Origin of the sequence: Streptomyces sp. NPDC093586, assembly GCF_044764905.1 — a bacterium.
Taxonomy (GTDB): domain Bacteria; phylum Actinomycetota; class Actinomycetes; order Streptomycetales; family Streptomycetaceae; genus Streptomyces.
On record NZ_JBIWJA010000095.1, the window covers coordinates 1 to 2,395 of the forward strand.

A 2,395-nucleotide genomic window follows, 5' to 3' on the forward strand; every position below is an offset into this window, starting at 1 on the left:
TCAGGCTCGACGTGAAGAAGGTCGCCGACCCCGAGGGCGGCGAGCGCGCCGTCATCACCCTGGACGGCAAGTACCTGCCGACCAAGCCCTTCTGACCGCCGCCTCTACGGCGTCGCACACGGGCGGCAACGGGGCGGGCCGGAAGAACAGCCTTCCGGCCCGCCCCGCCCGGTTCCTCGAACCCCGCGAAGCCACCCGTCGGCGGCCTCGCCCCCCTTCCGTACTTGGAGGATCTCTCATGGACTTCGTCCAGCGCACCATCGACATCGCCCGTCAGAACGTCGCCGAGGGCGGCCGCCCGTTCGCGACCGTCATCGTCAAGGACGGCGAGATCCTCGCCGAGAGCCCCAACAAGGTCGCCCAGACCAGTGACCCCACCGCCCACGCGGAGATCCTCGCCATCCGCGACGCCTGCACCAAGCTGGGCACCGAGCACCTGACCGGCGCCACCATCTACGTCCTCGCCCACCCCTGCCCGATGTGCCTGGGATCGCTGTACTACTGCTCGCCGGACGAGGTCGTCTTCCTCACCACCCGCGACGCCTACGAGCCCCACTACGTCGACGACCGCAAGTACTTCGAGCTCGGCACCTTCTACGACGAGATCGCCAAGCCCTGGCAGGACCGACGGATGCCGATGCGCTACGAGGAGCGCGAGGACGCCGTCGATGTGTACCGCCTCTGGCAGGAGCGCAACGGCGGCGAGCGCCGCGTCGCGGGCGCCCCCACCGCATGACCCGGGTGATCGAGAAGGCGGCCTGGGCCCACCTGGACGAAGGACTCGAACAGGCGTATCAGCCATAGCCGGCCGGCTTGGTGGAGGACCGGTGTCTCCGTAGGTCAGCGCACCCGTCCGCGCGGCTTCAAGGGTGCGTTCGGCAGCTCCGGCGCTGGCAGAGGCGCCCCGTCGTAGCCGTGCACCTCGCCGAGACGGGGCCCTTTGATGCCGAGACGGGGCCCTTTGATCCAGTCCTCGCGAGCCCGCACGATGTCGTCGTGCGACCGTCCGATGAAGTTCCCCCACATAGCGAACTCCATCAACGTTTCCGCACGTCGGAGGCGTGCCGCATGCCAGGCGGTCAGCGAACCGTCAGCATCGGACGCGGGAGCGGGTCGGCCGTGGGGCGGGATTCGCTGGTTCGTGGGACGGGGTCGTTCTTCGAGGAGTGTGAGCATCCGCGGTCGCGGTGGTCGAAGTGTCCGCACTCCTACAAGATCCGTTACCGGTCGGTGGCGGGGCGGCAGGTGGAGGAGGCGGGGTTCGCGCCCCAGGAGAGGGCCGTCGGGCGTTTGACGGAGGTCTACAACGCCAGGAAGGCGACGGGACTGCGGAGCCGGACCAAGGCGGAACGGATCTCCTTCTACGGAGCGATGCGGTTCGCCGAGTACGCCGCCGAGTGGAAGGCCGGCCAGCGCGACCTCGGCCCGGCCTCGGTGCGGCACCTGGACTCCCTGCTGGAACACCACATGCTGCCGCTGCTGGGCAGCCGACGGATGAACGCCTTCGACCACAAGGTCGTCGAGGGCTTCACCCGGTCCATGGAACGCGCCGGCGCGGGCCTGGCCACCCAGGCCAACGCCTTCGACAAACTCAAGGCCATCCTGCTGGACGCCCACCGCCTCGGCCTCTATGACGACCACCCCCTCACCGGCGTGAAACCGCCCCAGTACGACCCGAAACGCGCGGTCATCCCCACCCCGAACAGCTGCGGCAGATACGCACGGCCGGCGACGACCGGTTCCTGCTCGTCTCCGACCTGATGAGCGGGTGCGGCATGCACAACGGCGAGGCCGCCGCCGTCAACCTCCGCAACATCGTCGCCGACGACGTCCACCGCATCACCGAACAGGTCAACCAGACCACCGGCCACTACGCCCGCCTCAAACACCGCAAGACCGGCGAGTACCGGGACATGCCCCTGCCCGCCCGCGTCAAGAACACCATCGAGTGGTACGCCGACAAACACGGCACCGTCGGCGGTCACCTGCTACGCCACCCCAAGGCCCCGTCCCGGCCGCTCCCGCACTACTACCTCAACAACCAATGGCAGCGGATCAAGAAAGCCGGCGAAGTCGACGTCCCCGACGGCATGGTGATCTACAGCTACCGGCACTTCTTCGCCTCCAACTGCCTCACCCACAACATCCCCATCACCGACGTCACCGAATGGTTGGGCCACAACAACATCGACGTCACCTTCAAGACCTACCGACACCTCATGCCCAGCAGCCGCAGCACCGCCGCCACCACCCTCAACCACCACTTAGAGGGCATTTGATCTAGGCGTATTGCCCTGTATGCCCTAGTGACCTGAGTCGGAGATTCGTCGGCAGTAGGCGGCGACTTTGTCGAGGATCTCGTCGGCGGTCTTCGTCCAGACGAACGGCCTGGGGT

The 2,395-nt window shown here is 67.6% G+C and carries 3 protein-coding genes and 2 pseudogenes; 4 read left to right on the forward strand and 1 reads right to left on the reverse strand.

Annotated features, from left to right (window positions below; genetic code table 11):
- Window positions 1-95: pseudogene (locus tag ACIRFH_RS36500) on the forward strand (cyanate hydratase); the annotation flags it as partial.
- Window positions 96-238: 143 nt separating this feature from the next.
- Window positions 239-736, forward strand: a complete 498-nt coding sequence (locus ACIRFH_RS36505) for a nucleoside deaminase (RefSeq protein ID WP_403530882.1) — start codon at window positions 239-241, stop codon at window positions 734-736.
- A gap of 104 nt (window positions 737-840) precedes the next feature.
- On the opposite strand, the pseudogene ACIRFH_RS36510 reads toward ACIRFH_RS36505, so the two are convergent.
- Window positions 841-1,035 (reverse strand): annotated as a pseudogene (locus ACIRFH_RS36510) (pirin family protein); the annotation flags it as partial.
- A 195-nt stretch (window positions 1,036-1,230) separates the two neighbouring features.
- Between ACIRFH_RS36510 and ACIRFH_RS36515 the strand changes: the two are divergent.
- Together ACIRFH_RS36515 and ACIRFH_RS36520 are read left to right on the forward strand one after the other, a co-directional pair.
- Window positions 1,231-1,761 (forward strand): hypothetical protein, encoded by a 531-nt coding sequence (locus ACIRFH_RS36515; RefSeq protein ID WP_403530885.1) that lies wholly within the window; start codon window positions 1,231-1,233, stop codon window positions 1,759-1,761.
- A gap of 14 nt (window positions 1,762-1,775) precedes the next feature.
- On the forward strand, window positions 1,776-2,279 hold the full coding sequence (locus ACIRFH_RS36520) for a tyrosine-type recombinase/integrase (RefSeq protein ID WP_403530888.1): 504 nt from the start codon (window positions 1,776-1,778) through the stop codon (window positions 2,277-2,279).
- Window positions 2,280-2,395 lie beyond the last annotated feature (116 nt).